Source organism: Achromobacter sp. FW305-C-28 (assembly GCF_058783235.1).
In genome coordinates this window covers 715,822-742,342 of the sequence record NZ_JBYSYL010000001.1, presented here as the reverse complement: position 1 = coordinate 742,342, position 26,521 = coordinate 715,822, and the positions used below count along the sequence as shown (strand labels likewise).

The 26,521-nt window shown below is 65.5% G+C and carries 24 protein-coding genes; 4 read left to right on the top strand and 20 right to left on the bottom strand.

What is annotated here, in order from left to right:
- Positions 1 to 7: 7 nt before the first annotated feature.
- The 4 genes from aspT to AC3WMR_RS03380 form a co-directional block, all read right to left on the bottom strand.
- Positions 8 to 1,699: an aspartate-alanine antiporter gene (aspT, locus tag AC3WMR_RS03395; RefSeq protein ID WP_492262663.1), complete on the bottom strand. Its 1,692-nt coding sequence runs from the start codon at positions 1,697 to 1,699 to the stop codon at positions 8 to 10.
- A 194-nt stretch (positions 1,700 to 1,893) separates the two neighbouring features.
- On the bottom strand, positions 1,894 to 2,823 hold the full coding sequence (locus AC3WMR_RS03390) for an electron transfer flavoprotein subunit alpha/FixB family protein (protein WP_492262662.1): 930 nt from the start codon (positions 2,821 to 2,823) through the stop codon (positions 1,894 to 1,896).
- A gap of 1 nt (position 2,824) precedes the next feature.
- Positions 2,825 to 3,574, bottom strand: a complete 750-nt coding sequence (locus tag AC3WMR_RS03385; protein ID WP_008164052.1) for an electron transfer flavoprotein subunit beta/FixA family protein — start codon at positions 3,572 to 3,574, stop codon at positions 2,825 to 2,827.
- Positions 3,575 to 3,647: 73 nt separating this feature from the next.
- On the bottom strand, positions 3,648 to 4,571 hold the full coding sequence (locus tag AC3WMR_RS03380) for a histone deacetylase family protein (protein ID WP_492262661.1): 924 nt from the start codon (positions 4,569 to 4,571) through the stop codon (positions 3,648 to 3,650).
- A gap of 10 nt (positions 4,572 to 4,581) precedes the next feature.
- Here AC3WMR_RS03380 and mltB point away from each other — a divergent pair, with 10 nt between their 5' ends.
- Positions 4,582 to 5,736 (top strand): lytic murein transglycosylase B, encoded by a 1,155-nt coding sequence (mltB, locus tag AC3WMR_RS03375; RefSeq protein ID WP_025140174.1) that lies wholly within the window; start codon positions 4,582 to 4,584, stop codon positions 5,734 to 5,736.
- A gap of 75 nt (positions 5,737 to 5,811) precedes the next feature.
- On the opposite strand, the gene AC3WMR_RS03370 is transcribed toward mltB, so the two are convergent.
- Positions 5,812 to 6,861 carry a cyclase family protein gene (locus AC3WMR_RS03370; RefSeq protein ID WP_492262660.1) on the bottom strand — a complete coding sequence of 350 codons (1,050 nt, stop codon included), beginning with the start codon at positions 6,859 to 6,861 and terminating at the stop codon, positions 5,812 to 5,814.
- Between the two features lie 67 nt (positions 6,862 to 6,928).
- Here AC3WMR_RS03370 and AC3WMR_RS03365 point away from each other — a divergent pair, with 67 nt between their 5' ends.
- Entirely contained in the window at positions 6,929 to 7,702 is a 774-nt protein-coding gene (locus tag AC3WMR_RS03365) for an IclR family transcriptional regulator (RefSeq protein ID WP_492262659.1), read from the top strand.
- The gene (locus AC3WMR_RS03360) at positions 7,702 to 8,682 is read left to right on the top strand and encodes a Bug family tripartite tricarboxylate transporter substrate binding protein (protein ID WP_025140171.1); all 981 of its coding nucleotides are present in this window, start codon (positions 7,702 to 7,704) and stop codon (positions 8,680 to 8,682) included. Before AC3WMR_RS03365 ends, AC3WMR_RS03360 begins: the two co-directional genes overlap by 1 nt.
- Before the next feature lie 107 nt (positions 8,683 to 8,789).
- On the opposite strand, the gene cysM is transcribed toward AC3WMR_RS03360, so the two are convergent.
- The 15 genes from cysM to gyrA all read right to left on the bottom strand — a co-directional run bounded on the left by cysM (position 8,790) and on the right by gyrA (position 25,425).
- Positions 8,790 to 9,698: a cysteine synthase CysM gene (gene cysM / locus AC3WMR_RS03355; RefSeq protein WP_492262658.1), complete on the bottom strand. Its 909-nt coding sequence runs from the start codon at positions 9,696 to 9,698 to the stop codon at positions 8,790 to 8,792.
- Between the two features lie 73 nt (positions 9,699 to 9,771).
- The gene (locus AC3WMR_RS03350; protein WP_492262657.1) at positions 9,772 to 10,200 is read right to left on the bottom strand and encodes a ComEA family DNA-binding protein; all 429 of its coding nucleotides are present in this window, start codon (positions 10,198 to 10,200) and stop codon (positions 9,772 to 9,774) included.
- Between the two features lie 350 nt (positions 10,201 to 10,550).
- Complete coding sequence (gene rfaD / locus AC3WMR_RS03345) at positions 10,551 to 11,540, bottom strand: ADP-glyceromanno-heptose 6-epimerase (RefSeq protein WP_492262656.1); 990 nt, start codon at positions 11,538 to 11,540, stop codon at positions 10,551 to 10,553.
- On the bottom strand, positions 11,537 to 12,478 hold the full coding sequence (rfaE1, locus tag AC3WMR_RS03340) for a D-glycero-beta-D-manno-heptose-7-phosphate kinase (protein WP_492262655.1): 942 nt from the start codon (positions 12,476 to 12,478) through the stop codon (positions 11,537 to 11,539). The genes rfaD and rfaE1 overlap by 4 nt, the downstream gene beginning before the upstream one ends.
- Entirely contained in the window at positions 12,475 to 13,692 is a 1,218-nt protein-coding gene (lapB, locus tag AC3WMR_RS03335) for a lipopolysaccharide assembly protein LapB (RefSeq protein WP_492262654.1), read from the bottom strand. Before lapB ends, rfaE1 begins: the two co-directional genes overlap by 4 nt.
- A gap of 60 nt (positions 13,693 to 13,752) precedes the next feature.
- Positions 13,753 to 14,067, bottom strand: a complete 315-nt coding sequence (locus AC3WMR_RS03330; protein ID WP_025140167.1) for a lipopolysaccharide assembly protein LapA domain-containing protein — start codon at positions 14,065 to 14,067, stop codon at positions 13,753 to 13,755.
- A 147-nt stretch (positions 14,068 to 14,214) separates the two neighbouring features.
- The gene (locus AC3WMR_RS03325; protein ID WP_006388263.1) at positions 14,215 to 14,574 is read right to left on the bottom strand and encodes an integration host factor subunit beta; all 360 of its coding nucleotides are present in this window, start codon (positions 14,572 to 14,574) and stop codon (positions 14,215 to 14,217) included.
- Positions 14,575 to 14,577: 3 nt separating this feature from the next.
- Positions 14,578 to 16,290 carry a 30S ribosomal protein S1 gene (rpsA, locus tag AC3WMR_RS03320; protein ID WP_025140166.1) on the bottom strand — a complete coding sequence of 571 codons (1,713 nt, stop codon included), beginning with the start codon at positions 16,288 to 16,290 and terminating at the stop codon, positions 14,578 to 14,580.
- Between the two features lie 186 nt (positions 16,291 to 16,476).
- A complete protein-coding gene (gene cmk, locus AC3WMR_RS03315; RefSeq protein ID WP_492262653.1) occupies positions 16,477 to 17,166 on the bottom strand; it encodes a (d)CMP kinase in 690 nt (229 codons plus the stop codon).
- A 31-nt stretch (positions 17,167 to 17,197) separates the two neighbouring features.
- Positions 17,198 to 18,520 carry a 3-phosphoshikimate 1-carboxyvinyltransferase gene (gene aroA / locus AC3WMR_RS03310; RefSeq protein ID WP_492262652.1) on the bottom strand — a complete coding sequence of 441 codons (1,323 nt, stop codon included), beginning with the start codon at positions 18,518 to 18,520 and terminating at the stop codon, positions 17,198 to 17,200.
- Between the two features lie 5 nt (positions 18,521 to 18,525).
- Positions 18,526 to 19,428 (bottom strand): prephenate dehydrogenase, encoded by a 903-nt coding sequence (locus tag AC3WMR_RS03305; protein WP_492262651.1) that lies wholly within the window; start codon positions 19,426 to 19,428, stop codon positions 18,526 to 18,528.
- Positions 19,425 to 20,546 carry a histidinol-phosphate transaminase gene (hisC, locus tag AC3WMR_RS03300; RefSeq protein WP_492262650.1) on the bottom strand — a complete coding sequence of 374 codons (1,122 nt, stop codon included), beginning with the start codon at positions 20,544 to 20,546 and terminating at the stop codon, positions 19,425 to 19,427. The genes AC3WMR_RS03305 and hisC overlap by 4 nt, the downstream gene beginning before the upstream one ends.
- Positions 20,547 to 20,553: 7 nt before the next feature.
- Entirely contained in the window at positions 20,554 to 21,639 is a 1,086-nt protein-coding gene (gene pheA / locus AC3WMR_RS03295; protein WP_025140161.1) for a prephenate dehydratase, read from the bottom strand.
- On the bottom strand, positions 21,632 to 22,762 hold the full coding sequence (gene serC / locus AC3WMR_RS03290; RefSeq protein ID WP_492262649.1) for a 3-phosphoserine/phosphohydroxythreonine transaminase: 1,131 nt from the start codon (positions 22,760 to 22,762) through the stop codon (positions 21,632 to 21,634). The genes pheA and serC overlap by 8 nt, the downstream gene beginning before the upstream one ends.
- On the bottom strand, positions 22,762 to 25,425 hold the full coding sequence (gene gyrA / locus AC3WMR_RS03285; RefSeq protein WP_492262648.1) for a DNA gyrase subunit A: 2,664 nt from the start codon (positions 25,423 to 25,425) through the stop codon (positions 22,762 to 22,764). The genes serC and gyrA overlap by 1 nt, the downstream gene beginning before the upstream one ends.
- A gap of 413 nt (positions 25,426 to 25,838) precedes the next feature.
- Here gyrA and ompA point away from each other — a divergent pair, with 413 nt between their 5' ends.
- The gene (ompA, locus tag AC3WMR_RS03280) at positions 25,839 to 26,432 is read left to right on the top strand and encodes an outer membrane protein OmpA (RefSeq protein WP_183003882.1); all 594 of its coding nucleotides are present in this window, start codon (positions 25,839 to 25,841) and stop codon (positions 26,430 to 26,432) included.
- The last annotated feature ends 89 nt before the right edge of the window (positions 26,433 to 26,521 follow it).

Genomic DNA, 26,521 nt, shown 5'->3' with positions numbered 1-26,521 from the left:
TTTCCCGCTAGGTCATCAACATGACGATGACGATGCCCCAGATGATGAGCAAGGTGTTGCCGATGGCATAAGGCACGGTGTAGCCCAGCGCGGGCACCTGGCTCTTTGCGGTCTCGGTGATCTGCCCGATGGCCGCCGTGGTGGTGCGGGCGCCCGCGCAGACACCCAGCACGATGGCGGGGTGGAACTTGAACACGTAGCGGGCGATATACACCCCCAGGATCATCGGTATGCTGGTGGCGATGATGCCGGCGATGAACAGCTTGGCGCCCAATTGCTGGAAGCCCAGCACGAAGCCCGGTCCGGAACTGATGCCGACCACCGCCACGAAGGCCGTCAGGCCGACGGATGTCAGGAACCAATGCACGGGTTCTGGCACCCGCCCGAACGTCGGATGCACCGACCGCAGGTAACCGAAGATCAGGCCGGCGATCAGCGAGCCGCCCGAGGTCGACAAGGTGATGGGGATGCCGCTCACGGTCAGCACCAGCGTACCGAACAGGCCGCCCAGCAAGATGCCGAAGCCCACGAACACCATGTCGGTCTGGTCGGTGGGACGGTCCACGTAGCCCACCTTGCCGACCACCCGTTCCACGTCGCGCTTGGCGCCCAGGATGAACAGGTGATCGCCGCGGTCCAGCTTCAGCCCCCAGTTGACCGGCATCTCGTGGCCGCCTCGCACCACTTTGCGCAGGAATACGCCACGGCCCAGCTGGCGCACCGATTCCAGCTCGGAAATCTCCTTGACGGTCTTGCCGGCCAGGTTCTTGTTGGTCAGCACCACCTCGATGATCTCGGCGGGCAGGTTGAGCAGGTCGCGGTCCTCGACTTCGGTGCCGATGATGCCGGCCGCCTGCAACACCAGCGCATCGTGCCGGCCGGTCACGCCCAGAACGTCGCCGGCCTGCAGCACGGTGGTGGAATCGTTGTCGATGATCTGGTCGCCGCGGCGGATGCGTTCGACGAACACGCGCGCCTCGACGAAGTGCGATTCCAGTTCACCGACGGTCTTGCCGACGTATTCCTGGTGCTCGAGCTTGTAGGCACGGGCCGTGAACTTGCGATAGCCGGACAGTTCCATCGAATCGGAAGCGCCGGACATCTTGGCCTCGTACTCCTTGCACTCCTTGACGATGTCCACCCGCATCAGCTTGGGGCCCAGCGACGCCAGCAGCCAGGCGCTGCCGACCGTGCCGAAGATGTAGCAGACGGCATAGGCCACCGGAATGCTGTCGATCCATTTCTTCTTGGTCGCCGCGTCGATACCCAGGCCGTTGATCGTGTCGGTTGCCACGCCCATCACGGCTGAAATCGTTTGCGCGCCGGCCAGCAGGCCTGCACCGGTACCCGCGTCAAAGCCAAAGCCCACGGCAGTCGCCCAGGTGACCAGCAGGCAGATGACGCAGATGACGACGGCGAAGATGACCTGCGGCAGGCCATCGCTTTTCATGCCGCGGAAGAATTGCGGTCCGACGCCGTAGCCCAGGCCGAACAGGAACAACAGGAAAAAGACTTGCTTGACGATGGGGGCGATGGTGATGTCGAGCTGGCCGACCAGCACACCGACCAGCAAGGTGCCGGTCACTGCCCCCAGATTGAATCCGAATATTTTCTTGGCCCCTATCCAGTACCCCAGACCCAGGGTGAGGAAAATTGCAAGCTCCGGATATTTTCGCAGAGTGTCAAAGAACCATTCCATCCCGAATCTCCTTCGTTATGTATAGGCCAAGCACTTGCGCGAATCTAGCTGCGCGCGGAACACATTATCAGAATCTTTCCAAAGATCAAAAGTTTTAGTGGGTCGATATCAAATAGTTTCGATTGTCAGCCGGCCATGAAAAAACCCGCGGACATTATGTCCGCGGGTTTTGGGTACCACTGGAATATCGAGGCTTACAGCGCGCCGGTCAGTTCGGGAACGACCTGGAACAAATCGCCCACCAGGCCATAATCGGCCACGCCGAAAATCGGCGCTTCGGGGTCTTTGTTGATGGCCACGATGACCTTGGAGTCCTTCATGCCAGCCAGATGCTGGATGGCGCCCGAGATGCCCACCGCCACGTACAGCTGCGGCGCAACAATCTTGCCGGTCTGGCCGACCTGCCAGTCGTTGGGGGCGTAGCCGGCGTCGACGGCCGCGCGCGACGCGCCCAGCGCCGCGCCCAGCTTGTCAGCCAGGGGATCCAGGATCTTGAAGTTCTCGGCGCTGCCCAGGCCACGGCCGCCGGACACGACGACGCGGGCGCCGGCCAGTTCCGGACGGTCGCTCTTGGCGACTTCGCGGCCGACGAAGCTCGACAGGCCCGAATCGGCCACGGCGGCGATATCTTCCACGGCAGCCGAACCGCCCTGCGCGGCCACGGCGTCAAAGCCGGTGGTGCGCACGGTGATGACCTTGACCGAGTCGGCCGATTGCACGGTGGCAATGGCGTTGCCGGCGTAGATCGGGCGCTGGAAGGTGTCGGCGGATTCCACGCCGATGATGTCCGAGATCTGGGCGACATCGAGCTTGGCGGCCACGCGCGGGGCCACGTTCTTGCCCGAGGCGGTAGCGGGGAACAGGATGTGGCTGTAGTTCGAGGCCACGGCCAGCACCTGGGCCGCGACGTTTTCGGCCAGGCCGTCGGCCAGTTGCGGGGCATCGGCCAGCAGCACCTTGGCCACGCCGGCCGCTTGCGCGGCCTGGTCGGCCACGGCGCGGGCGTTGGCGCCGGCGACCAGCACGTGGACGTCGCCTCCGATCTTGGCGGCGGCGGCGACGGCGTTCAGGGTTGCGCCCTTGAGCTGGGCGTTATCGTGTTCGGCAATAACCAGCGTCGTCATCTCAGACCACCTTCGCTTCGTTCTTGAGTTTGTCCACCAGGGCCGCGACATCGGCCACCTTGATGCCGGCCTTGCGGGCGGGCGGCTCGCTGACCTTCAAGGTCTTCAGGCGCGGCGCGGGGTCCACGCCCAGGTCTTGCGGCGTGACGGTGTCCAGTTGCTTCTTCTTGGCCTTCATGATGTTGGGCAGCGTGACGTATCGCGGCTCGTTCAGGCGCAAGTCGGTGGTGACGATGGCGGGCAGCTTGAGCGTCAGGGTTTCCAGGCCGCCGTCGACTTCACGGGTGACCGTGACCTTGCCGTCGGCCAGTTCGACCTTGCTGGCGAACGTGGCTTGCGGCCAGTCCAGCAGCGCGGCCAGCATCTGGCCGGTCTGGTTGGCGTCGTCGTCGATGGCTTGCTTGCCCAGGATCACCAGTTGCGGTTGTTCCTTGTCGACCAGGGCCTTGAGCAGCTTGGCCACGGCCAGCGGCTGCAGCTCGGCGTCGGTCTGGACCAGCACGCCACGGTCGGCGCCGATTGCCATGGCGGTGCGCAGGGTTTCCTGGCATTGCGCAACGCCGCAAGAAACCGCCACGACTTCGGCCACGGCGCCCTTTTCCTTCAGGCGGGTGGCTTCTTCGACGGCGATTTCGTCAAAGGGGTTCATGGACATCTTCACATTGGCGATATCCACGCCAGTCTGATCAGACTTGACGCGCACCTTGACGTTGTAGTCAACGACGCGCTTGACAGGTACCAACACCTTCATCCCGCTGCCTCCAAATGGAAATTAATTACCCGGCGTATGCGCCGGGATCGCATTGCACAATTTTTTCCTGATTCTACAGCTTCGCCAGCGCCCGTATATGCGCCACGACGCTGCGCCCCAGGGCGGACAGGTTGTAACCGCCCTCGAGCGTGCTGACGATCCGGCCCTGGCAGTGGCGTTCGGCCACGTCCACGAGCTGCTCGGTGATCCAGGCATAGTCGGCCTCCACCAGCCCCATCTGCCCCATATCGTCCTCGCGATGGGCATCGAAGCCGGCTGATATCAAGATGAGTTCCGGGCGGTGCGCTTCCAGGCGCGGCAGCCAGGTATCGGTGACGATGGGGCGCACGGCCGCGCCCGTCGTGTAGGCTGCCAGCGGCACGTTCAGCATGTTGGCGGCCGGGTCGGCGGTGCCGCTGTTGGGAAAGAACGGGTGCTGGAAAAAGCTGCACATCAGCACGCGGTCGTCGCCTGCGAAGACATCTTCAGTGCCATTGCCGTGGTGCACGTCGAAATCGACGATGGCTACCCGCGACAGGCCGTGGAAATCCAGCGCATGGCGGGCCGCGATGGCCACGTTGTTCAAGAAGCAGAAGCCCATGGCCTGCGAGCGGCAGGCATGGTGCCCCGGCGGACGCACCGCACAAAAGGCCGTGCGGGCCTCGCCGCCCATCACCGCGTCGACCGCCGCCACCCCCGCACCGGCGGCGTGCAGCGCGGCTTCGTAGGTATGCGGGTTCATGAGCGTGTCGGGATCTATCGGGTAATACCCGTGGTCCGGCGTATGTTCGCGCAAACTGTCCAGATACTGGACAGTGTGCACGCGCAGCAGGTCGTGGCGGGACGCCTGGGGCGCCTGCCGGTCGTCCAGATATGGCATCAAGCCGCTGGCGAGCAATTGGTCGGAAATGGCATCCAGCCTCTGCGGGCTCTCCGGATGCCAACTGCCCATTTCATGCAAGCGGCATGCCGGGTGGGTAAGATACATGGTCTCCATAAGGAAGATTATGTTCATCTGTCGGCGAATACTGCAACTCGGAACCCTGACGGCTCTCCTGGCCGGGTGTTCCACCACCGCTCCCACCGCCCCGAATTCGACCGCCGCCCTGGCGCCGGCGACCACTGGCACTACCCCCATCCGCATCGGACCCACCGCGCCGACCCCCGGCTCCGACGTGGCGGATGACGGCCCGGCCACCCTGACGCCCTCGGGCGCCCTGCGGCCCGAGGTGCGCGCTTTCGTCGAGTCGCTGGCGGCCGAGCGCAACCTGCCGCTCAAGCCGATGGTGTCGGCGCTGGAAGGCGCACGCTACAACGCCACGGTGGCACGCCTGATCGCGCCGTCGCCCCCGGGCAAGAAAATCTGGCGCAGCTGGCTGACCTACCGTTCGCGCTTCGTGGAACCCAAGCGCATCGGCTGGGGCGTGGAGTTCTACAACGAGCACCGCGACCAGCTCAACCAGGCGGCGCAGCGCTTCGGCGTGCCGGCCCCGATCATCGCGTCGATCATCGGTGTTGAAACGCTGTATGGCCGCAACATGGGCAACTTCCGCGTGCTCGACGCGCTGGCTACCCTGGCCTTCGACTACCCGGACCCGGCCAAGCCCGAACGCGCCACCATGTTCCGCGGCCAGCTGGCCGATTTCCTGACGCTGGTCATGAACGGCAAGCTGGATCTCGAAACCCGCGGCTCGTATGCGGGCGCCATCGGCATGCCGCAATTCATGCCCACCAGCATCAAGCACTACGCAGTGGACGGCGACGACAGCGGCCATATCGACCTGACCAACAACACCCGCGACGCGATCATGTCGGTGGGCAGCTTCCTGGCGCAACATGGCTGGCAGCGCGGCCTGCCGGTATTTGCGCCGGTGACCCTGCCGGCGGACCCCACGGCGCTGGTCGATGGCGGCCTGGAACCCAAGCAAAGCTGGACCAGCCTGACCGCCGCGGGCGCGCGCCTGCAGCCCGGGGCCTCGAGCACCGGCTGGGGCAACCAGCCGCTGGGCGTCGTGGACCTGGTCGAAGAAGCCCGCGGCACCGCGCAATATCGCGTCGGCACGCCCAACTTCTTCGCGCTGACCAAGTACAACCGCAGCTATTTCTACGCCACCTCGGTGGCCGATCTGGCCAGCGAAATCGAGGCCCGGGTCGGACGCTGACCCCCGCACGCCGCACAGACAGCGGGCCCGGCTTGCCGCCGGGCCCGTCCTCTTTCAGCCGTTCTGCACTGCTGCTCAGACCGTGGCCACCGGCGTCGCAGGCGAACCCACCGCGCCGGGCAGGTTCAGGGGCGGTGCGGTCAACAGGAACCGGCTGCGGCCATGCGCGGCCAACCAGCGGGCCAGCGCGCCCAGGTACCACATCTCGCCGATCGGCATGCCCAGCTTGAAGATGCAATGATGATGCAGCGGCAATGCGGCGCAGCAGGCGTTGGGCTTTTGCGTCGGGTAGATCTCCAGCGCATGGTTGTCCGACGCCATGGCGGCCACTTTCGAATCGGTGATCCACTGCAACAGCCTGTCGTCGCTGCCATCCAGGCCGGCGCAGATCTCGTGCAAGGTGTGGGGGTCCGGCTCGCGATTCTTTTCCAGCAGGGCATCGCCGAATTCAGTATGGAACAGCACGATATCGCCCTGCTCGATCTCGATCCGATCCGCCTCCAGGATGCGCATAAGGTCGTCGTAGCCCACCGCCTTCTGCTCGCGACCGTAGTGCCGGGCCAAATCGACCATCACGCCCCGACTTTGCAGGCACGACTCGGCCAGGTGGGTGATGTCCAGCTTCTTGGCGTTCGACGCGCCGCCCTGGCCCAGGTCGGTCTTGGCAAAGCCGTTGTCCACGTCGTAGTCCACCGGACCCACCACGTGCTCATTGGGGCGGTAGCCGTTGTAGTAGACGCGTTCGGGCAGGCCGTCGCCGTTGGCGTCGAACAACGCGCCCACGTGCGCCAGCGAATCCCATTGGGTCGAGTACTGCAGGCTCATCTCGACGATGTCGTCGCTGAGCACGTCGACGCAGCCCGGACGCAGCCGCCCCAGCGGGAAGTTCAAGTACAGGTCGCCGTCCCTTTCGGTGGGGCGCAGCTTGGGCGGATGGCGCCGGACATTGACGCCGTTGCTGCCGGGATAATCCAGCGGCAGCGACAAACAGAAGCTCAGTCCCTCGCGGACTTCCTGGATCGCCTTCATCACGTTCGCGGAGGTGATGTAATTCAGGCAACCTCTTTGGTCATCAGGGCCGAAGTCCCCCCAGTTCGATCCCTCGGGACGGTTCTTCCATCTCATGCGTCGCAACTCCTAGGCGATTAACTGCGAATTGACATAAATTTATCACGTATAGGATAATATCATCATGGATGTGAAAACAGCCGCTCGGGTGCTCGATGTCCTGAACCTCTTCGCCGAGGCGCAGAAGCCGCTGCTTTACAGCGAAATCGCGGCCCAGATGGAGATCCCGCTGTCCAGCTGCCATGGCCTGCTCAAGACCATGGTCGCGCGCGGCTACCTCTATGAAATCGGCAAGAAGCACGGTTACTACCCCACCCAGAAGCTGATCCACGTCGCCACGCTGATCTGTCGCAGCGATCCCCTGAACGCGGTGATCGAGCCGGTCCTGGCGCGAGTGCGCGACATCACGGGCGAAACCGCCCTGCTGGCCAAGCTGGCCGACGACAAGGTGGTGTACCTGATCGTGGCCGAATCCAAGCAGACCATCCGCTTCTCGCACCAGCCTGGCGGCTTCAAGGCGGCACACGCCACCAGCTCGGGCAAGGCCCTGCTGTCGGTGCTGACCGAAGACGAACGCCAGAAATGGTTCAAGACCTATACGGGATTCACCCGCTATACCGAAACCACGCTCACCAGCCAGGCCGCGTTCGAACGCGACCTGCAGGCCGGCATCCTGCGCGGCTGGCAACGCTCCATCGGCGAAAACGTCGAGGACGTGATGTCCATCTCGCTAGGCTTTCGCGCCTATGAGCAACCCTTCGCCATCGTGGTGGCCGGCCCCTTGGGGCGCATGCAGAAAAACGAAGCCGCCACTGGAAAACAACTGGAAGAGGTCAAGGGGCTGCTGCTCGCGGCCCTGCCCTCGGCCAATCTAACCTTTGTAGGAGAAGACAGCTGATGAACAAGCGCACTTTGCTCGCCGCGGCAGGTTCGGCGATCGCCATCGCGGCCCTGCCGCTGGCCAGCGCGCAGGCGCAGGACGCCTATCCCGACAAACCGATCCGCGTGATCATGCCGTGGGCGGCAGGCGGCCCGACCGACGTCGTGGGCCGCGTGATCGCGGTGCGCATGGGCGAGATTCTGGGCCATCCGCTGGTGATCGAAAGCCGGCCCGGGGCCAGCGGCACCATCGGCGCCGCCCAGGTGGCGCGTGCGCCGGCCGACGGCTACACGGTGCTGATGAACCCGTCCGTGCAGGGCATCTACCCGGCGCAGTTCAAGAGCCTGACCTTCGATCCCATCAAGGATTTCCGCATGGTAGGCGTGCTCGGCACGGTGCCCATGGTGGCCGTGGTGCCGCCCGATTCGAAGTTCAAGACCTTCGGCGAGCTGATCGCCCAGGCCAAGGCCCAGCCCGGCACGCTCAGCTTCGCATCGCCCGGCGTGGCGACCCTGCCGCACCTGGCCGGCGAGCTGATCAACACCACCACCAAGGCCTCGATCTCGCACGTGGGCTACCGCGGCAGCAGCCCGGCCCTGACCGACGTGGCCGGCGGCCACGTCGACCTGATGTATGCGCCGCTGGCGCCCGCCCTGCCCCTGATACAGAGCGGCAAGGTGCGCCCGCTGGCCGTCACCACCAAGGCCCGCCTGGCCGAGCTGCCCGACGTACCCACCATCGCCGAAAACGGCCTGCCCGGCTTTGACATCGTCACCTGGTACGGCATGTGGGTGCCCAAGGACACGCCGGAGCCCATCATCGCCAAGCTGAACAAGGCCATGATCGAAGCCTCGCAGTCGCCCAAGGTGATCGACGCCCTGAAGTCGCAAGGCACCCTGCCCAGCACGATGAGCTACCAGGAAGCCGAAGCCTTCAACCTGGCCGAAAGCGCACGCTGGATCAAGGTCATGAAAGACGCCAACATCCAGCCGGAATAAGCGTCAGGGCGCTTGCTGTGGCCCGAAAGCAAAAGCCCCGCGCACCGGAGACGATCCGGTGCGCGGGGCTTTTTTTGGGGGCGTGACGCGGCAGTCCGGGCCTTCGATCAGTTGAAGACGCCCGTGGACAGGTAACGATCGCCACGGTCGCAGACGATGAACACGATGGTCGCATCGTTGACGCGCTCGGCCACGCGCAGGGCGGCCACCAGCGCGCCCGCCGACGAGATGCCGCCGAAGATGCCTTCTTCGGATGCCAGGCGGCGCGCCATGACCTCGGCCTCAGCCTGCTCGATGGATTCGTAGGCGTCGACACGGCTGCGGTCGAAGATCTTGGGCAGATAGGCCTCGGGCCACTTGCGGATGCCGGGAATGGACGAGCCTTCGGCCGGCTGCGCACCCACCACCTGCACCGCGGGATTGCGCGACTTCAGGTAGGTGGACACCCCCATGATCGTGCCCGTGGTGCCCATGGCGCTGACGAAGTGGGTCACGCGGCCGTCGGTCTGGTTCCAGATTTCGGGGCCGGTGGTTTCGATATGGGCGCGGGGGTTGTCGGGGTTGGCGAACTGGTCCAGCACCAGGCCGCGGCCGTCGGCTTGCATTTCGGTGGCCAGGTCGCGGGCGTATTCCATGCCGCCCTTGTCGGCCGGCGTCAGGATCAGCTCGGCGCCATAGGCCGTCATGGCGGCGCGGCGTTCCACCGACAGGTTGTCGGGCATGATCAGGATCATGCGGTAGCCGCGCATGGCCGCCGCCATGGCCAGGGCGATGCCGGTATTGCCGCTGGTGGCTTCGATCAGCGTGTCGCCGGGCTTGATGTCACCGCGCTCTTCCGCGTGCTTGATCATGGACAGCGCCGGGCGATCCTTGACCGACCCCGCGGGATTGTTGCCTTCCAGCTTGGCCAGGATGACGTTGCCCCGCGCGGCGCCCGCGGCTCCGGGGATGCGCTGCAGACGCACCAACGGCGTATTGCCGACGGTCTGCTCGATGGTGGGATAGGTGGTAGTCATGAGGCCGATCATAACTCTCCCCGGCGCGGGCCACGGCGAAAAGCCGCGCTCGCGCCAGGGGTTCATGGCCGGATCAGGGACGAGGCCGCGCCGCGGTGGCAGGCTTGGCGGCTGGGGCCGAAGCGCCTGCCTTGGCGCTGCCCGGCCCCGCGGTCCCAGCCCCGCCATTGGTGGGCTTGGCACCGGACCGGGCCGGGGTTGCCGCGGCGTCTGGCGCCGCGGCGCTCCTGGCTGCGGCTGCGCCGCCCACGGTCAGGCCGGCCGCCTCCAAGGCCTGGGCTTTCTTGGCGCTGATGCCCCGCACGCGTTCGGCCAGGTCTTGCAACGATTCGAACTTGCCCCCGCGATCGCGCTCGCGCACGATGGTTTCCGCCGTGCGCGGACCGATGCCGCGGATGCCCTCGAGCTGCTGCGCGGTGGCGCCATTGACGTCGACCGCATGCGCGGGGGCGCTGGCCAGCCCGGCCGCCAGCAAGGCCGTGCCCAGCGCCAGCCGCAACACGCGGCGCGCGGCGCTCGCCGCCGTCCGCGGCCGGCGCCAAGGCGCTGCAAATCGGGGCAGTACAGGCAGCACTACATGAGGCATCACAGGGGGCGCCGCTCGGGTCGCCAGATCAGTCGCCACGGTGGATTGCAAAAAGGGATTCATGAACAGGTCTCCGGATAAGGGCGGCGCAACGGCTGTTGCACCACGACCTGATCATGGGCCGGCGCACATCCGCGATGTCCGGTCGGTGAACGATTGCATCCACCCCGGCAACTACGCCGGACGAAAAAAAGCCACCGGCAGGCGGTGGCTTTCTCAAGGCGGCAGGCAAGCGCCCAATTGGCCCGGCGGCCAGCCCGGCAGCCCTACTTGCGGGCGCGCCAGTAGCGTACGTATTCGGCCACGCCGGTCTGCACGTCGCGCATGGGCGCGGTAAAGCCCGCCGCGCGCAACTGGCTCACGTCGGCCTGGGTGTAGCTCTGGTAACGGCCCTTCAGGTCGTCCGGGAACGGGATGTAGCGGATCAGGTCCAGTTCGACCAGCTGGGCCAGCGTCAGTTGCGCCTCGCCGCGCTCGGCGCGCAAGGTGTTCACCACCGCCGCAGCGACGTCGTTGAACGGCTGCGCACGGCCGGTGCCGCAGTTGAAGATGCCCGACGTTTCCGGGTGGTCCAGGAAATGCAGGTTCACGGCCACCACGTCTTCGACCGAGATGAAGTCGCGGCTCTGGCCGCCATCCACATACCCATCCCAGCCCGCGAACAGGCGCACGTGGCCGTGTTCCAGGAACTGGTTCATGTTGTGGAACGCCACCGACGCCATGCGGCCCTTGTGCTGCTCGTGCGGGCCGTAGACATTGAAATAACGCAGGCCGATGACTTGCGCGGTCAGGCTGTCCAGGCGGGTGCGCAGCACCTGATCGAACAGCAGCTTGGAATAGCCGTAGACGTTCAACGGACCTTCATTGGCCGGGTCTTCGACGTAGACCGACGACCCGCCATAGACGGCGGCCGACGAGGCATACAGGAACGGAATGCGGCGCGCCTGGCAGAACTCGAACAGCTCCAGCGTGACGCGGAAGTTGTTGTCCAGCATGTAGCGGCCGTTGCGCTCGGTGGTGTCCGAGCAGGCGCCCTGATGCAGTACCGCACGGATTTTCGGCAGGCTGCCGTCGGCGACGCGGCGACGGAAATCGTCCTTGTCGAGGTAGTCGGCGATCTTGCAGTCGACCAGGTTGACGAACTTGTCGCCTTCGGTCAGGTCGTCGACCGCGATGATGTCCTGGATGCCGCGGCGGTTCAGGCCCCGCACCAGGTTGCTGCCAATGAAGCCCGCGGCTCCGGTTACGACGATCATGAGAGTTCTCCTGCCAATTCGGCGGCGGTGACGACGGACGTGCCCAGCTTGCCCACGGCGATGCCGCCGGCCCGGTTGGCCCAGCCCATGGCATCCACCCACGGCAAGTCGATGGCGCGCGAGACGGCCAACGTGGCCAGCACGGTATCACCCGCGCCGGACACGTCGAAGACCTCGTGCGCTTGCGCGTCGATGTGTTCGCGGCCCGTGTCGGTAAACAAAGTCATGCCTTGCTCGGAACGCGTCACGAGCAGGGCTTCCAGGTCCAGATCGGCGCGCAGGCGCTGCGCCCGATCGGTCAGTTCGGATTCGGTGTTCCAGCGGCCCACGGCCTGCTGCATTTCAGAGCGGTTGGGCGTCACCAGCGTCGCGCCGCGGTAGCGCGAGTAGTCGTCGCCCTTGGGGTCGACCAGCACGGGAATGCCGGCGTTGCGGGCCAGCGCGATCAGCGACTCGACCCGCGCCAGCACGCCTTTGGCGTAGTCGGACAGCACGACGATATCGTGGTTGGCCAGGTGGCGCGCCAGGGCAGCGTCGATGCTGTCCAGGGCCTCCTGCGCCGGATGCTGTTCGAAGTCGACCCGCAGCAACTGCTGTTGGCGTCCCAGCACGCGCATCTTCAGCGTCGTGTGCAGGCTGCGGTCGGTGATCAGGTCGGTCTGGATACCGGCCTCGGCAGACAGGCGGCGCACGCTGTCGCCGGCCTCGTCTTCGCCCAGTACGCCCACCAGGGTGACATGACCGCCCAGCGCGGCCACGTTGCGGGCCACGTTGGCCGCGCCGCCCAGGCGGTCTTCGCGGCGCGCGACGCGCACGACCGGGACCGGCGCTTCGGGGGAGATGCGTTCCACTTCGCCGAACCAGTAGCGGTCCAGCATGACATCGCCCACCACGAGCACGCGGCTATGCGAAATGGATTCGGCGGGAAATTGCTTCATTCAAGTTCTTCCAGACGACGCGGCGCGTAGGTCTCCCAGGCATTGCAGCCCGGGCATTGCCAATAGAAGCGACGCGCTTGAAAACCGCAGCTCCGGCACGCGTAGCGGTCCAGACGTTGCGTATGCTTGTGGATCAGGCTGCGCAGCAGCGTGAGGTCGGCGCCGGGCACCGGGCCTTGTTCGGTAGCGCCTTCGCCATTGGCGAGTTCGGCTTCGAGCAGGCGATCCAGGCCCAGCAGCGAAGGATGGCTGCGCAAGGCGCCGCGGGCGAATGCCCAGGCGGGGGCAGACCCTTGCTGCACGCGCAATTCACGAAACACGACATTGAACAGGTCGAGCGAGGCGTGGCGCGCATACTGCCGCTGCAGCAGCTCAAGCCCGGCCGCGGCCTGGTCGGCCGCACGGTAGTTGGCCAGCAATTGCTCGGCGACCAGGCCGGCGTATTCGGGGGCGTCGGTCATGACCGACTCCAGGTACAGGCGCTCGCGCTTGGGGTCTTGTTCGAGCAAGGCCAGGCGCGCGCGCAGCATGGCGGTGCGCACGATGGCGCCCTTGCTCGACATGCCCGCATCGGCCGTGGACAGGGCGTGGTCGGCCGCATCAAGCGCCGTGTGCGCGGCATCGACGTTGGGCGGCTTGGCTGCCAGCGCGGTGGCGGCCTGTTCGCAGTAGTAGTGCACGATCTGCGGCACGGGTTCGTCGACCAGTCCATGCAAGGTCTTGACGGCTTCGATGGCACGCGGCCAGTCGTGTTCCGATTCGTAGATGCGGATCAGCGAACGCAGCGCCGGCAAGGCGTAGCGGGTGTCTTTGAGCTGTTCGAAACCGCTCTCTGCGCGGTCCAGCATGCCGGCCTTGAGGAAATCCTGGGCCAGCTCGTGCTGCGCATGCTCGCGCTCGGCGACGGGAAGGTCGGACCGGTTCAACAGGCTTTGGTGCACGCGGATGGCGCGTTCCATCTCGCCGCGGCGGCGAAACAGGCTCCCCAACGCGAAGTGCAGTTCGGTGGTTTCGGGGTCGAGCTTGGCGACTTCGACGAACGCGTCGATGGCGCGGTCGGGCTGCTCGTTGAGCAGGAAATTCAGGCCCCGAAAATAGGAGTCAGGCAGGCTGCGGGTTTCCCGGAGCATCTGCCGGATGTCGAAACGCGCGGCCAGCCAGCCCAGCGCGAACAACACCGGCACGAATATCAACCACCAAGGTTCAAAATCCACTGTGCGGGCTCTTGCGGTAATTCAGTACGGGAAAATGGGCATGCCGGCGGCGCTGCGCCATCACAGCGGCGACATCGGAGCGACGGCTTCTGGCGGCACGACCGGCGTGGTGCCATTGACGGCAGCCTGGACGCGGTCGAGTTCGCGGCGCAGGCGAATGGCCTCGCGGCGGCGGCGCATGGCAGCGGGCACGGTCAGGAGCAGGCCGAACAGAGCGCCCACCACGAAGACCACCAGCATGACGACGATCAGCGGCACATCCTGCACGACGTAATCGGCGTAGAACTTCACGGCGACGGGATCGGTGTTCTTCAGTGCGAACATCAATACCGCCACGAACACGAGCAATCGCAGGGCCCAGACAAGGTAGCGCATGACGCATGCTCCTAAGTATTCAAGAGGGTCAATTGTAAGCGACCTCCACTACTGAAGGGAGGCCCCAAAAAACAAAGCCCCTTGATTGCTCAAGGGGCGTTGCTCGCGGTCCGATCTGCCCGAAGGCAGCCTTACTGGCCGGTGCCGTCAGTGCATGGCGTGAAGACCTGCCATGGACGGCATCGGTTCACTCGATCCAGAGGATTGAGCGTCCTCGTCGTTGCCGCCGACCAAGTCCACCCGCTCGCGCAATTCCTTGCCTGCCTTGAAGTGCGGCACCTGTTTACCAGGCACCAGCACTTGTTCGCCAGATTTCGGATTACGACCGATGCGGGGAGACCGCTGCGACAGCGAGAAGCTGCCAAAACCGCGGATCTCGATGCGTTGACCCGAGGCCAGGGCCTGGGTCATTGCGTCGAGCACGGTCTTGACCGCGTAATCGGTGTCGCGGGCGGCCAGCTGAGGATAGCGGGCCGCCAAGGCGGCGATCAGCTCCGACTTGGTCACGAATTAACCGTCGTTGCGCTGTTGGTCCAGCTTGGCCTTCAGCAGCGCGCCGAGGTTGGTGGTACCGGACGAGGCGCTGGCATCGGACATGCGCTGGATCGTTTCGGCGGTTTCGGCGTTGTCGCGGGCCTTGATCGACAGCTGGATCGAGCGCGTCTTGCGGTCGATGTTGACGATCATGGCTTCGATGTTTTCGCCGGCGTTCAGGACGGTGGTGGCATCTTCGACGCGGCCCGAGGAGATCTCGGAAGCGCGCAGGTAGCCTTCGACGTCCACGGACAGCGTCACGACGGCGCCCTTGGCTTCGACCGACTTGATGGTGCCCGGAACCACGGCGCCCTTGTCGAACGTGGCAACGAAGTTGTTGAAGGGGTCGCCTTCCAGCTGCTTGATGCCCAGCGAGATGCGTTCCTTGTCGGTATCGATGCCCAGAACCACGGCTTCGATCTCGTCGCCCTTCTTGAAGTTGCGCACGGCTTCTTCGCCGGTTTCCGTCCACGACAGGTCGGACAGGTGAACCAGGCCATCGATGCCGCCGGGCAGGCCGACGAACACGCCGAAGTCGGTGATCGACTTGATGGCGCCGCGGACCTTGTCACCACGCTTGAAGTTGGTGGCGAACTCTTCCCACGGGTTCTGGCGGCACTGCTTCATGCCCAGCGAGATGCGACGACGGTCTTCGTCGATTTCCAGGACCATGACTTCGACTTCTTCGCCCAGGGTCACGACCTTGCGCGGATCGACGTTCTTGTTGGTCCAGTCCATTTCGGAGACGTGCACCAGGCCTTCGATGCCGGCTTCGACTTCAACGAACGCGCCGTAGTCGGTGAGGTTCGTGACCTTGCCGAACAGGCGGGTGCCTTGCGGGTAGCGACGAGCCAGACCCACCCACGGATCTTCGCCCAGTTGCTTGACGCCCAGCGAGACGCGGCTCTTTTCCTGGTCGAACTTGAGGACCTTGGCTTCGACTTCCTGACCCACTTGCAGGACTTCGGAGGGGTGACGCACACGGCGCCAGGCCATGTCGGTGATGTGCAGCAGGCCGTCGATACCGCCCAGGTCCACGAACGCGCCGTAGTCGGTGATGTTCTTGACCACGCCCTTGACCACAGCACCTTCGTGCAGGGTTTCGAGCAGCTTCTGACGCTCTTCGCCCATGCTGGCTTCCAGCACCTGGCGACGCGACAGCACGACGTTGTTGCGCTTGCGGTCGAGCTTGATGACCTTGAATTCGAGGGTCTTGCCTTCGTACGGGGTGGTGTCCTTGACCGGACGCAGATCCACCAGCGAACCCGGCAGGAACGCGCGGATGCCGTTGGTCATGACGGTCAGGCCGCCCTTCACCTTGCCGGTGATGGTGCCGGTAACCAGTTCGCCGTTTTCCAGGGCCTTTTCCAGTTGCAGCCAGGCCGACAGGCGCTTGGCGCGGTCACGCGACAGGATCGTGTCGCCGTAGCCGTTTTCCAGGGAATCGATGGCCACCGAGACGAAATCGCCGGGTTGCACTTCGAGCTCGCCCTGGTCATTCAGGAACTCTTCCAGGGGGATCAGCGCTTCGGACTTCAGGCCGGCGTTGACGACGACGAAATTGTGGTCGACGCGCACGACTTCGGCGCTGATGACCTCGCCGGACTTCATGTCCTGGCTCTTGAGGCTTTGTGCGAAAAGGTCGGCGAAGCTTTCGCCGCCGGCGGCGGTAGTGGAAACGGAAGACATGGGGTTGAAATCCATTGGGCCGAAATGGCCGTTAAGAACACACCGCAGCGGATTGCCCGCCACAGTGGAGTCAAAATACCTGCCTGCCGGTTTGCCCTTGCGGGGTGTCCCGTGGGGGTGTCGCCTGGCTAGCGCAGGGCCTATAACAAAAACAAAAAAACGACGTGCTTGCTCTACGAGTTTGCGCTACGGATTTGCTGCGGACTGCCAGAAATCCAGGATCGCCTGCACGGTTTGCGCAATCGTCAGGTTCGACGAATCCAGTACCTGTGCATCTGCCGCGGGGGCCAAAGGCGCAGTAGAACGCTGGGTATCCCTTGCGTCCCGCTCGCGCATGTCTCGCAGGAGGTCATCAAGATTAGCAGAAATTCCCTTTTCGATCAACTGCTTACGCCGCCTCTCGGCCCGAGCGACCACATCGGCCACCAGGAACACTTTCAGGGACGCATCCGGGAACACCACCGTACCCATGTCGCGGCCATCGGCAACCAGGCCGGGCGGCAGGCGAAATGCCCGCTGGCGCTCGAGCAAGGCTTGACGCACCCCCGGGAATGCCGCCACGCGCGAGGCAAAATTGCCCACCGCCTCGCGGCGGATGTCATGGCCGACATCGGCGCCCTCGAGATAAACATGGGGGCCGTCGAACCGGACATCCAGCGTTTCAGCCACCCGCGCCACGGCGGGCTCGTCGGCGGCGTCCACCCCGCGATTAATGGCGGCCAGGGCAGTCAGCCGGTACAGCGCCCCGCTATCGAGCACCGCCCAGCCCAGCGCCTTGGCGACGCGATGGGCAACGGTGCCCTTGCCCGACGCGGTGGGGCCATCGATGGTGATGACGGGAACGGGAGAAGTCACGCTTGAATCTGTCGAAGTCATGGAAAAGGAAATGGCCGCGGCCCGTGAACGGCTACGCCGACACCAGGCCCGCGTAGACATCAAAGTAACCCGGGAACGTCTTGCTGACACACCCCGGATCGAGGATGCGCACTGCCGCCGGGCCGAACGCGGCCAGCGAAAAGCACATCGCCATGCGGTGGTCGTCCCAGGTGCCGATGTGCGCGTCGCGCCAGGCGCCTTCGGCGGGCGGGGTGACGCGCAGCCAATCCGGCCCCGATTCCACTTGTGCGCCCAGCTTTTCCAGCTCGGTCTGCATGGCGTGGATGCGGTCGGTTTCCTTGACGCGCCAGCTGCCGATATTGCGCAGGCGGCACGGACCGTCGGCGTACAGCGCCAGCGCGGCCGCGGTCATGGCGGCATCAGGAATCAGGTTGAAGTCGGAATCGAAGGCCTTCAGGCGGCCGCCGTCGGCCACGCGCACACCGGTGACCTCGATCCAGTTGTCGCCATAGGTGACGCTGGCGCCCATGGCGGCCAGTGTATCGGCGAATTTGACGTCGCCCTGGATGCTGTCGGCGCCCACGCCGGTTACCCGCAGCGGGCCGCCGCCAATCGCGCCCAAGGCCAGAAAATACGAGGCCGTGGACGCATCGCCCTCGACCGCGATGCGGCCGGGGCTGCGGTAGCTGGCGCCGGCCTCGATGGTGAAGCGGCTCCAGCCGTCGCGGCGCACAGTGACGCCAAAGCGCGTCATCAGGTTCAGGGTGATCTCGATGTACGGCTTGGAGATCAGTTCACCGACCACCTCGATGACTACCGGCTGACCGCTCTGCCCCGCCTGCAGCGGCGCGGCCAGCAGCAAGGCGGTCAGGAACTGGCTCGACACCGATCCCTGCACCTGGGTGATGGCGGGCGCGGCGATCTGGCCGCGGCCGATGTGCAAGGGCGGATACCCCGGCTGGCCCAGATAGTCGATGCGGGCGCCCAGGGCGGTCAGTGCGTCGACCAGATCGCCGATGGGGCGTTCGTGCATGCGCGGCACGCCCGACAGGCGGTAGTCGCCGCCCATCAAGGCCAGCGCGGCCGTCAGCGGCCGGATGGCGGTGCCGGCGTTGCCCATGAACAGATCAGCGGCGTCCACCGGAAAGCGGCGCACGCCCTGCACGGTGACCTGGCCATTTTCCAGGTCGGACACCGCCACGCCCAGTTGGCGCAGCGCGGCCAGCATCACGCGCGTATCGTCGGAATCGAGCAGCCCCGTGATCGTGGTGGCGCCGTCGGCAATGGCCGCCAGCAGCAGCACCCGGTTGGAAATGCTCTTGGAGCCCGGCAGGGCCATCACGCCCTGCGCGCGACGCACGCGCGGCAGATCCAGGAAAGGCAAAGCGCCCATGTCAGCTACTCCTTGCGCCAATGGCGACGCGCCTGCGCCGCGGTATCCAGCAGCGCCAGCAAGGCCGCGCCATCACCGCCGTCGATCGCGCGCTCGGCGCGATCCAGCACGGCGCGCACGGCCGCGATCTCGGTCAGCATGGCGCCGCGGTTGGACAGAAAAATATCGCGCCACATCTCGGGCGAACCGGCGGCGATGCGGGTGAAATCGCGAAAGCCGCTGCCGGCCAGCGCCAGGCGGGTCGCGGCGTCATCGGCGGTGGCGACCTGCTCCATGTAGACGGCCGACAGCAGATGCGGCAAATGGCTGACCGAGGCCAGCACGCGGTCGTGCGCCTCGGCGTCCATGTCGATGACGCGGGCGCCGCAGGCCTGCCAGGCGGCACGCACAAGCGCGACGGCCCCGGCGCTGTTTTCAGGCTGCGGGGTCAGGATGACGCAGCGGCCACGGTACAGCGCCGGGTCGGCGGCTTCCGGGCCGGTACGCTCGGCGCCCGCAATGGGGTGGCCCGGCACGAACTGGCCGATGCGCGGGCCCAACGCCGCACGGGCCGCATCGACGACTTCGGCCTTGGTGCTGCCGCCGTCGGTCAACACGACGCTGTCGGGCAAATGCGGCAGCATGCGCGCCAACACGTCCTGCAGGCCGCCCACGGGGGTAGCCAGGAAAACCAGGTCGGCACGGGCGGCGGCGTCTTCGGCGCTGACGGCCTCGTCGATCAGGCCCAGTTCCACGGCGCGCGCCAGGGATTGCGCATTGCGCCCTACTCCCAGCACCCGGCCCACCTGCCCCGCCTGGCGCAAGGCCGCGGCGAAGGACCCGCCGATCAGGCCCACGCCCACCACCGCCAGCACAGGAATCAGGGGGCCAGCGGCCCCCTGATCTGGCGTAGAGGAAGCGCCGTTCATTCGGACAGGATGGCGGTCAGCGCGTCGATGAAGCGGGCGTTCTCTTGCGGCAGGCCGATAGACACGCGCAGCCACTCGGGCAGGCCGTCGCCAACCACCGGACGCACGATGACGCCGCGCTTGAGCAGCGCCAGGTTGATGCGCGGGGCGTCACCCACGTGCACCAGGACAAAGTTGCCATAGCTGGGAACGTAGCGCAGCTTGAGCTGGTCGAACGCCGCGCACAGTTGCGCCTTGCCGGCCTTGTTCGAAGCGTAGGCCTCTTCCAGGTAGGCGGCATCGCCCAGCGCTGCCACCGCGGCGGCCTGCGCCAGGGTGTTGACGTTGAACGGCTGGCGCACGCGGTTGAGCAAGTCGGTCAGGGCCGGCTGCGCCACCGCGAAGCCCACCCGCAGGCCCGCCAGGCCGTAGGCCTTGGAGAACGTGCGCGAGACGATCAGGTTGGGATAGCGGCGCACCAGCGCGGTGCTGTCGAAGCGGTGTTCCGGATCGAGGTATTCGTTGTAGGCCTCGTCCAGCACCACCGTGACGCGATCGCCATGCGCGGCATGCACGCGCTCCAGGAAATCAGCCACCTTGTCGCCCGGCACGAAGGTGCCGGTGGGGTTGTTCGGGTTGGCGATGAACAACAGGCGCGTGTCGTCGGCAATGGCCTCGAACATGGCGTCCAGATCGTGGCCGTAGTCTTGTGCCGGCACCACGATGTGGCGCGCACCGCGCGCCTGCGTGGCCAGGCGGTAGACCGCGAACGAATGCTGTGCGTACACCGCCGAGGCACCCGGTTCCAGCAGCGCCAGCGCGGCGATTTCCAGGATGTCGTTGGAGCCGTTGCCCAGCGTGATCCAGTTCATCGGCACGTCGTAGCGCGCGGCCAGGGCGGCCTTCAGGTCAAAGCCGTTGGGGTCCGGGTAGCGCGCCAGCGATTCGGCGGCGGCCAGCATGGCCGCGCGCGCCGACTGGGGCATGCCCAGCGGGTTTTCGTTGGACGCCAGCTTGACGATGCCAGCCGGATCCAGCCCGAACTCGCGGGCCAGTTCTTCGATGGGCTTGCCCGCCTGGTAGGGCGCGATGGCACTGACGTGAGCGGGAGCGGCGAGGGGCTTGGTGGTGTTGGTCATGGCAGACTCACGGCGCCGGGTAGGAACCCAGCACTTTCAGGTAGGCAACCTGCGCCCGCAGGGTATCCAGGGCGAGCGCGACGTTCGGATCATTGCGATGTCCCAGGACATCGACGTAGAAATAGTATTCCCACTCGCCGGTGCGAGCCGGCCGCGACTCGAAGCGCGTCATGGAAACGCCATTGGCAGCCAACGGCGCCAGCATTTCATAGACCGCGCCCGCGCGGTTGGGGACAGCCAGGATCAGGCTGGTCTTGTCCTTGCCGCTGACCAGGGGCTCGATGTTGCCGATGGCCAGGAAACGCGTGCGGTTGTGCGGATCGTCCTGGATGCCGGCGCTGACGACCTGCAGGTTCCAGGCCGGCGCGGCGACTTCGCCGGCGATCGCGGCGATGGTCGGATCGGAGGCGGCCAGGCGCGCGGCTTCGGAATTGCTGGCCGCGGCCACGCGATCCAGGTCGGGATAGTTGCGCGTCAGCCAGCCCTGGCACTGGGCCAGCGCCTGCGGGTGCGCGGAAATCGTCTTGATGCCGTCCATGTTGCCCGACTGGGACATCAGGCAGTGGCGGATCACCAGCGAGCGTTCGCCCAGGATCCGCAGCGGCGTATTGAGCAGCAGGTCCAGGCTGCGGTTGACCGCGCCTTCGGTGGAATTCTCGACCGGCACCATGCCGACGTCGGCCTGCCCGGCCTCGACGGCGCGAAAGACCTCGTCGAACGACACGCACGGCAGCTTTTGCACAGCGTGGCCGAAATGCTCAAGCGCGGCCTGCTCGGAAAACGAGCCTTGCGGCCCCAGATAGGCAACCGTCATGCCGCGCTCGAGACCGCGACAGGCCGAGATGATTTCCGTCCAGACAGACGCCACGCCCGCGGCCGGAAACGGGCCGGGGTTCAGCTGCTGCAGGCGCCGGATGACTTCGGCTTCGCGCTCGGGGCGCAGCACCGGGCCATCGGCATGCGCCGCGTGCTTGGCTTCGCCCACTTCCTGCGCGGCGCGGGCGCGCTGCGACAGCAGGTCCAGGATTTGTGCGTCGAGCGCATCGATGCGGTCGCGCAAGGGGCGCAGCTTGCGCTGCAGATCGTCATCCATAGCGGCGCTCGAATTCCTTCAGGTACTCCACCAGCGCGGCCACGCCGGCCAGCGGCACCGCGTTGTAGATCGACGCGCGCATGCCGCCCACGCTCTTGTGGCCCTTGAGCTGGGTCAGGCCGGCCGCGTCGGCGCCTTGCAGGAAGGCGTCGTTGAGCGACTCGTCGCGCAGCACGAACGGCACGTTCATGCGCGAACGCACGGGCGCGTGGATGGGATTGCGGTAGAACTGGGTGCTGTCCAGGTAGCCATACAGCAGGTCGGCCTTGGCGCGATTGGCGGCTTCCATGCCGGCCACGCCGCCATGGGCCTTGACCCACTTGAACACCAGGCCAGCGATGTAGATGGCGAAGGTGGGCGGCGTGTTGTAGCGCGAGTGGTCCGCGGCCACGTTGGCGTAGTCGAACGCCGACGGGCAGATCGGCAGCGCGTGCCCGATCAGGTCGCGGCGGGCGATGACCATGGTGACGCCGGCGGGGCCGGCGTTCTTCTGGGCGCCCGCGTACATCATGCCGCAGCGGCTGACGTCCATGGGACGAGACAGGAAATGCGACGAGGCATCGACGACCAGCGGCACGTCGGGCGCGCCCAGGGCGGCCGTGTCGGGCCAGTCCATGAACTCGACGCCGCCGATGGTTTCGTTGCTGCACAGGTGCAGGTAGGCCGATTCGGGGCGCACCTTCCAGGTGTCGGTCGGCGGCACCCACGTGAACGGCGCCTGTTCGCGACCGTCCAGATGGGTCGCCTGGGCGCTGGCGGCGGCGACGTGGGTGTCGCCATAGCGCCCGGCTTCCTTGTAGGACCGCGACGACCAATGGCCCGTCACGACGAAGTCGGCCTTGGGTGCGCCGCGCCGCCCCATGAGGTTCATGGGGACGATGGCGTTCTCGCCGGAGCCGCCGCCCTGCATGAACATCACGGCGTAGTCGGGCGACAGGCCGAGCAGTTCACGCAGGTCGTTCTCGGCTTCATCGCAGATCTGCACGAAGTGCTTGCCGCGATGGCTCATTTCCATCACGGACATGCCGCTGCCGTGCCAGTCCAGCATTTCCGCAGCGGCTTGCTGCAGCACCACCTCGGGCAAGGCCGAGGGGCCAGCCGAGAAGTTCCAGGGGCGGGCCATTATTGCTCCGTAGGTTCCGTCGTATCTGCTGCGCCGGCGTCGTCGCCTTCGCCACCTGCTTCCAGGCCGTCTTCCAGATCTTCGCCGTCGTCGTCCGCATCGCTTTCGACGACACGGCGCACGCCGGACAGCGTGCTGCCGTCGTCGACGTTGATCAGGGTAACGCCCTGCGTGGCGCGGCCCATTTCGCGGATTTCCGCGACGCGGGTACGCACCAGCACGCCGCCGGTGGTGATCAGCATGATTTCATCCGAAGGCATGACCAGCACGGCGCCGACAACCTTGCCGTTGCGCGAGCTGGTCTGGATGGCGATCATGCCCTTGGTGCCACGGCCGTGGCGCGTGTATTCGCCGATCGGGGTGCGCTTGCCGTAGCCATTTTCGGTGGCGGTCAGCACGGTCTGGGTTTCGTCGCCCGCGACCAGCAGCGCAATCACGTTCTGCGTGTCTTCGAGCATCATGCCGCGCACGCCGCGGGCATTGCGGCCCATCGGACGCACGTCGTTTTCGTCGAAGCGCACGGCCTTGCCGGCATCCGAGAACAGCATGACGTCATGCTTGCCGTCGGTGAGGTCGGCGCCGATCAGGTAGTCGCCATCGTCGAGGTCGACCGCGATGATGCCGGCCTTGCGCGGGTTGGAGAAGTCGGACAGCGGGGTCTTCTTGACCGTGCCGCGCGAGGTCGCCATGAAGACGTAGTGGTCTTCGCTGAATTCCTTGACCGGCAGCACCACCGTGATCTTCTCGCCGTCAGCCAGCGGGAACATGTTGACGATGGGCTTGCCGCGCGAGTTGCGCGTGCCTTGCGGCACTTCCCAGACCTTCAGCCAGTACACGCGGCCGCGGTTCGAGAAGCACAGCAGGAAGTCGTGCGTGTTGGCGATGAACAGCTGGTCGATCCAGTCGTTTTCCTTCATCGCGGTCGCCTGCTTGCCACGGCCGCCGCGCTTTTGCGAACGGTACTCGGACAGCGGCTGGCTCTTGATGTAGCCGCCGTGCGACAGCGTCACGACCATGTCGGTGGGCGTGATCAGGTCTTCGGTGTCGAGCTCGGTGGCGTTCAGCTCGATGTCCGAGCGGCGCGAATCCTTGGCGCCGGTCGAGAACTCGGCCTTGATGGCCTGCAGCTCTTCGCCGATGATCGTCGTGATGCGCTCCGGACGGGCCAGGATGTCCAGCAGGTCGGCGATGGTGGACATGACGTCCTTGTACTCGCCGACGATCTTGTCCTGCTCCAGGCCGGTCAGGCGCTGCAGGCGCATGTTCAGGATTTCCTGCGCCTGCGTATCGCTCAGGCGGTACATGCCGTCGCCTTGCAGGCCGAATTCCACGCCCAGGTCGTCGGGGCGGAAGGCCGCGCGGCCACCCGGCGTATCGCCGTCGGCACGCGAAAGCATCTCGCGCACCAGCGACGAATCCCACGACTTGGCCATCAGTTCCTGGCGCGCGACGGGAGGCGTCGGCGCAGCCTTGATGATGGCGATGAAATCGTCGATGTTTGCCAGCGCGACGGCCAGGCCTTCCAGCACGTGGCCGCGTTCGCGGGCCTTGCGCAGCTGGAACACCGTGCGGCGCGTGACCACTTCTCGGCGATGCTGCAGGAAGTAGTCGATCATCTGCTTCAGGTTGAGCAGGCGGGGCTGGCCGTCGACCAGCGCCACCAGGTTCATCCCGAAGGTGTCCTGCAGCTGCGTGTTCTTGTAGAGGTTGTTCAGGACAACCTCGGGCACCTCGCCGCGCTTGAGTTCGATGACCAGGCGCATGCCGTCCTTGTCCGATTCGTCGCGGATGTCGGAGATGCCTTCGATCTTCTTGTCATTGACGAGCTCGGCAATGCGTTCCTGCAGCGTCTTCTTGTTGACCTGGTAGGGAATCGCGTCGACCACGATGGCCTGACGGTTGCCCTTTTCCATGTCTTCGAAGTGGGTCTTGGCGCGCATGATGACGCGGCCACGGCCCGTGCGGTAGCCTTCGCGCACGCCGGACATGCCGTAGATGATGCCGCCCGTGGGGAAATCGGGCGCCGGGATGATCTCCATGAGTTCATCGACCGTGCAAGCCGGATTGCGCAGGCAGTAAAGGCAGCCGTCGACCACTTCCTGGAGGTTGTGCGGCGGAATGTTGGTGGCCATGCCCACGGCGATGCCCGAGCTGCCGTTGACCAGCAGGTTGGGCAGACGCGAAGGCAACAGCAGCGGTTCTTGCTCGCTGCCGTCGTAGTTGGGGCCGAAGTCCACCGTTTCCTGGTCGATGTCGGCCAGCAGTTCGTGGGCGATCTTGGCCAGGCGAATTTCGGTGTAACGCATCGCCGCGGCGTTGTCGCCGTCGATGGAGCCGAAGTTGCCCTGGCCGTCGACCAGCATGTAGCGCATGGAGAAATCCTGCGCCATGCGGACGATGGTGTCATAGACGGACTGGTCGCCGTGGGGGTGGTACTTACCGATGACGTCCCCGACGATACGCGCCGACTTCTTGTAGGCGCGGTTCCAGTCGTTGTTCAGCTCGTGCATCGCGTAGAGCACGCGCCGGTGGACAGGCTTGAGCCCGTCCCGCACATCCGGTAGCGCTCGCCCGACGATCACGCTCATCGCGTAATCGAGGTAACTGCGGCGCATCTCTTCTTCCAGCGAAACCGGAAGCGTCTCCTTGGCAAAGGAATCCATATATATAACGACAGAATCGTGTAAGGAGGAACCCGGGCCGGGTAAACAGGAAATTCTATCATTCGAATCGGATCGTGGTCCGAAGGGCGCCGCCCCTGGGCACGCACGGGCCGCGGACCGGATGTCGGCGGCGGGCGGCGCCGGCACGTCCGCCAACGCTCGGGCGCCCTGTTGCCAAAAACCAACAGGCCAAACGGATGGAGCGCCGAAATCGCCATATCCAGCGTCAATGCGCCTCTCCAGGGAAGCCAAAGCCCCCCAAATGCCTTAAGATTGTTTCCAGCACGCAGGAAACCCAGTAGCTATTCCTTTGAACCAGCTCTTGGCGTTGCTATACTGGCCCCGTTTTCCTGATATGCGGCGGGGGTTCGCTGCGAGTCACTTATCCAGCTTCAAGCTCAACGAGGAGAAACATGAACAAACCCTCCAAATTCGCTCTGGCGCTCGCCTTCGCTGCCGTCACGGCCTCGGGTGTAGCCTCGGCCCAGTCCTATCCGCAGACGGTGGACAACTGGCGCAATCCGTTCGGTAACGTTTGGAAGAACGGTACGAACGAACTGTGCTGGCGCGATGCGTTCTGGACCCCGGCCACCGGTATCCCCGGCTGCGACGGCGTTCCGGTTGCACAAGCGAAGGCGAAGCCGGCCCCGATGGCGGCCAAGGTCGTCTTCAACGCCGACACGTTCTTCGACTTCGACAAGTCGACGCTGAAGCCCGAAGGCCGTCAGCTGCTGGACCAAGTCGCCCAGCAAGCACGTGGCATCGACCTCGAAACCATCATTGCTGTGGGCCACACCGACTCGATCGGTACGGACGCCTACAACCAGAAGCTGTCCGAGCGCCGCGCCGCTTCGGTCAAGGCTTACCTGGTCAGCAAGGGCATCGATCCCAACCGTATCTATACGGAAGGCAAGGGTAAGAAGAACCCGATCGCTTCCAACAAGACGAAGGAAGGCCGCGCCCAGAACCGTCGCGTTGAAATCGAAATCGTGGGTAGCCGCAAGTAATTGCCGGACTAGCTACAATAAGGGGCCTCGCATAGCGAGGCCCTTTTTTTCGCCCCGCCCGCACCAAAACCGTGCAAGCTACCCGGCAC

Coding starts and splice junctions, on each gene's coding strand:
- aspT (WP_492262663.1), bottom strand. CDS start 1,699: ATGGAATGGTTCTTTGACACTCTGCGAAAATATCCGGAGCTTGCAATT.
- AC3WMR_RS03390 (WP_492262662.1), bottom strand. CDS start 2,823: ATGACGACGCTGGTTATTGCCGAACACGATAACGCCCAGCTCAAGGGC.
- AC3WMR_RS03385 (WP_008164052.1), bottom strand. CDS start 3,574: ATGAAGGTGTTGGTACCTGTCAAGCGCGTCGTTGACTACAACGTCAAG.
- AC3WMR_RS03380 (WP_492262661.1), bottom strand. CDS start 4,571: ATGGAGACCATGTATCTTACCCACCCGGCATGCCGCTTGCATGAAATG.
- mltB (WP_025140174.1), top strand. CDS start 4,582: ATGTTCATCTGTCGGCGAATACTGCAACTCGGAACCCTGACGGCTCTC.
- AC3WMR_RS03370 (WP_492262660.1), bottom strand. CDS start 6,861: ATGAGATGGAAGAACCGTCCCGAGGGATCGAACTGGGGGGACTTCGGC.
- AC3WMR_RS03365 (WP_492262659.1), top strand. CDS start 6,929: ATGGATGTGAAAACAGCCGCTCGGGTGCTCGATGTCCTGAACCTCTTC.
- AC3WMR_RS03360 (WP_025140171.1), top strand. CDS start 7,702: ATGAACAAGCGCACTTTGCTCGCCGCGGCAGGTTCGGCGATCGCCATC.
- cysM (WP_492262658.1), bottom strand. CDS start 9,698: ATGACTACCACCTATCCCACCATCGAGCAGACCGTCGGCAATACGCCG.
- rfaD (WP_492262656.1), bottom strand. CDS start 11,540: ATGATCGTCGTAACCGGAGCCGCGGGCTTCATTGGCAGCAACCTGGTG.
- rfaE1 (WP_492262655.1), bottom strand. CDS start 12,478: ATGAAGCAATTTCCCGCCGAATCCATTTCGCATAGCCGCGTGCTCGTG.
- AC3WMR_RS03330 (WP_025140167.1), bottom strand. CDS start 14,067: ATGCGCTACCTTGTCTGGGCCCTGCGATTGCTCGTGTTCGTGGCGGTA.
- rpsA (WP_025140166.1), bottom strand. CDS start 16,290: ATGTCTTCCGTTTCCACTACCGCCGCCGGCGGCGAAAGCTTCGCCGAC.
- cmk (WP_492262653.1), bottom strand. CDS start 17,166: ATGACTTCGACAGATTCAAGCGTGACTTCTCCCGTTCCCGTCATCACC.
- aroA (WP_492262652.1), bottom strand. CDS start 18,520: ATGGGCGCTTTGCCTTTCCTGGATCTGCCGCGCGTGCGTCGCGCGCAG.
- AC3WMR_RS03305 (WP_492262651.1), bottom strand. CDS start 19,428: ATGAACGGCGCTTCCTCTACGCCAGATCAGGGGGCCGCTGGCCCCCTG.
- hisC (WP_492262650.1), bottom strand. CDS start 20,546: ATGACCAACACCACCAAGCCCCTCGCCGCTCCCGCTCACGTCAGTGCC.
- pheA (WP_025140161.1), bottom strand. CDS start 21,639: ATGGATGACGATCTGCAGCGCAAGCTGCGCCCCTTGCGCGACCGCATC.
- serC (WP_492262649.1), bottom strand. CDS start 22,762: ATGGCCCGCCCCTGGAACTTCTCGGCTGGCCCCTCGGCCTTGCCCGAG.
- gyrA (WP_492262648.1), bottom strand. CDS start 25,425: ATGGATTCCTTTGCCAAGGAGACGCTTCCGGTTTCGCTGGAAGAAGAG.
- ompA (WP_183003882.1), top strand. CDS start 25,839: ATGAACAAACCCTCCAAATTCGCTCTGGCGCTCGCCTTCGCTGCCGTC.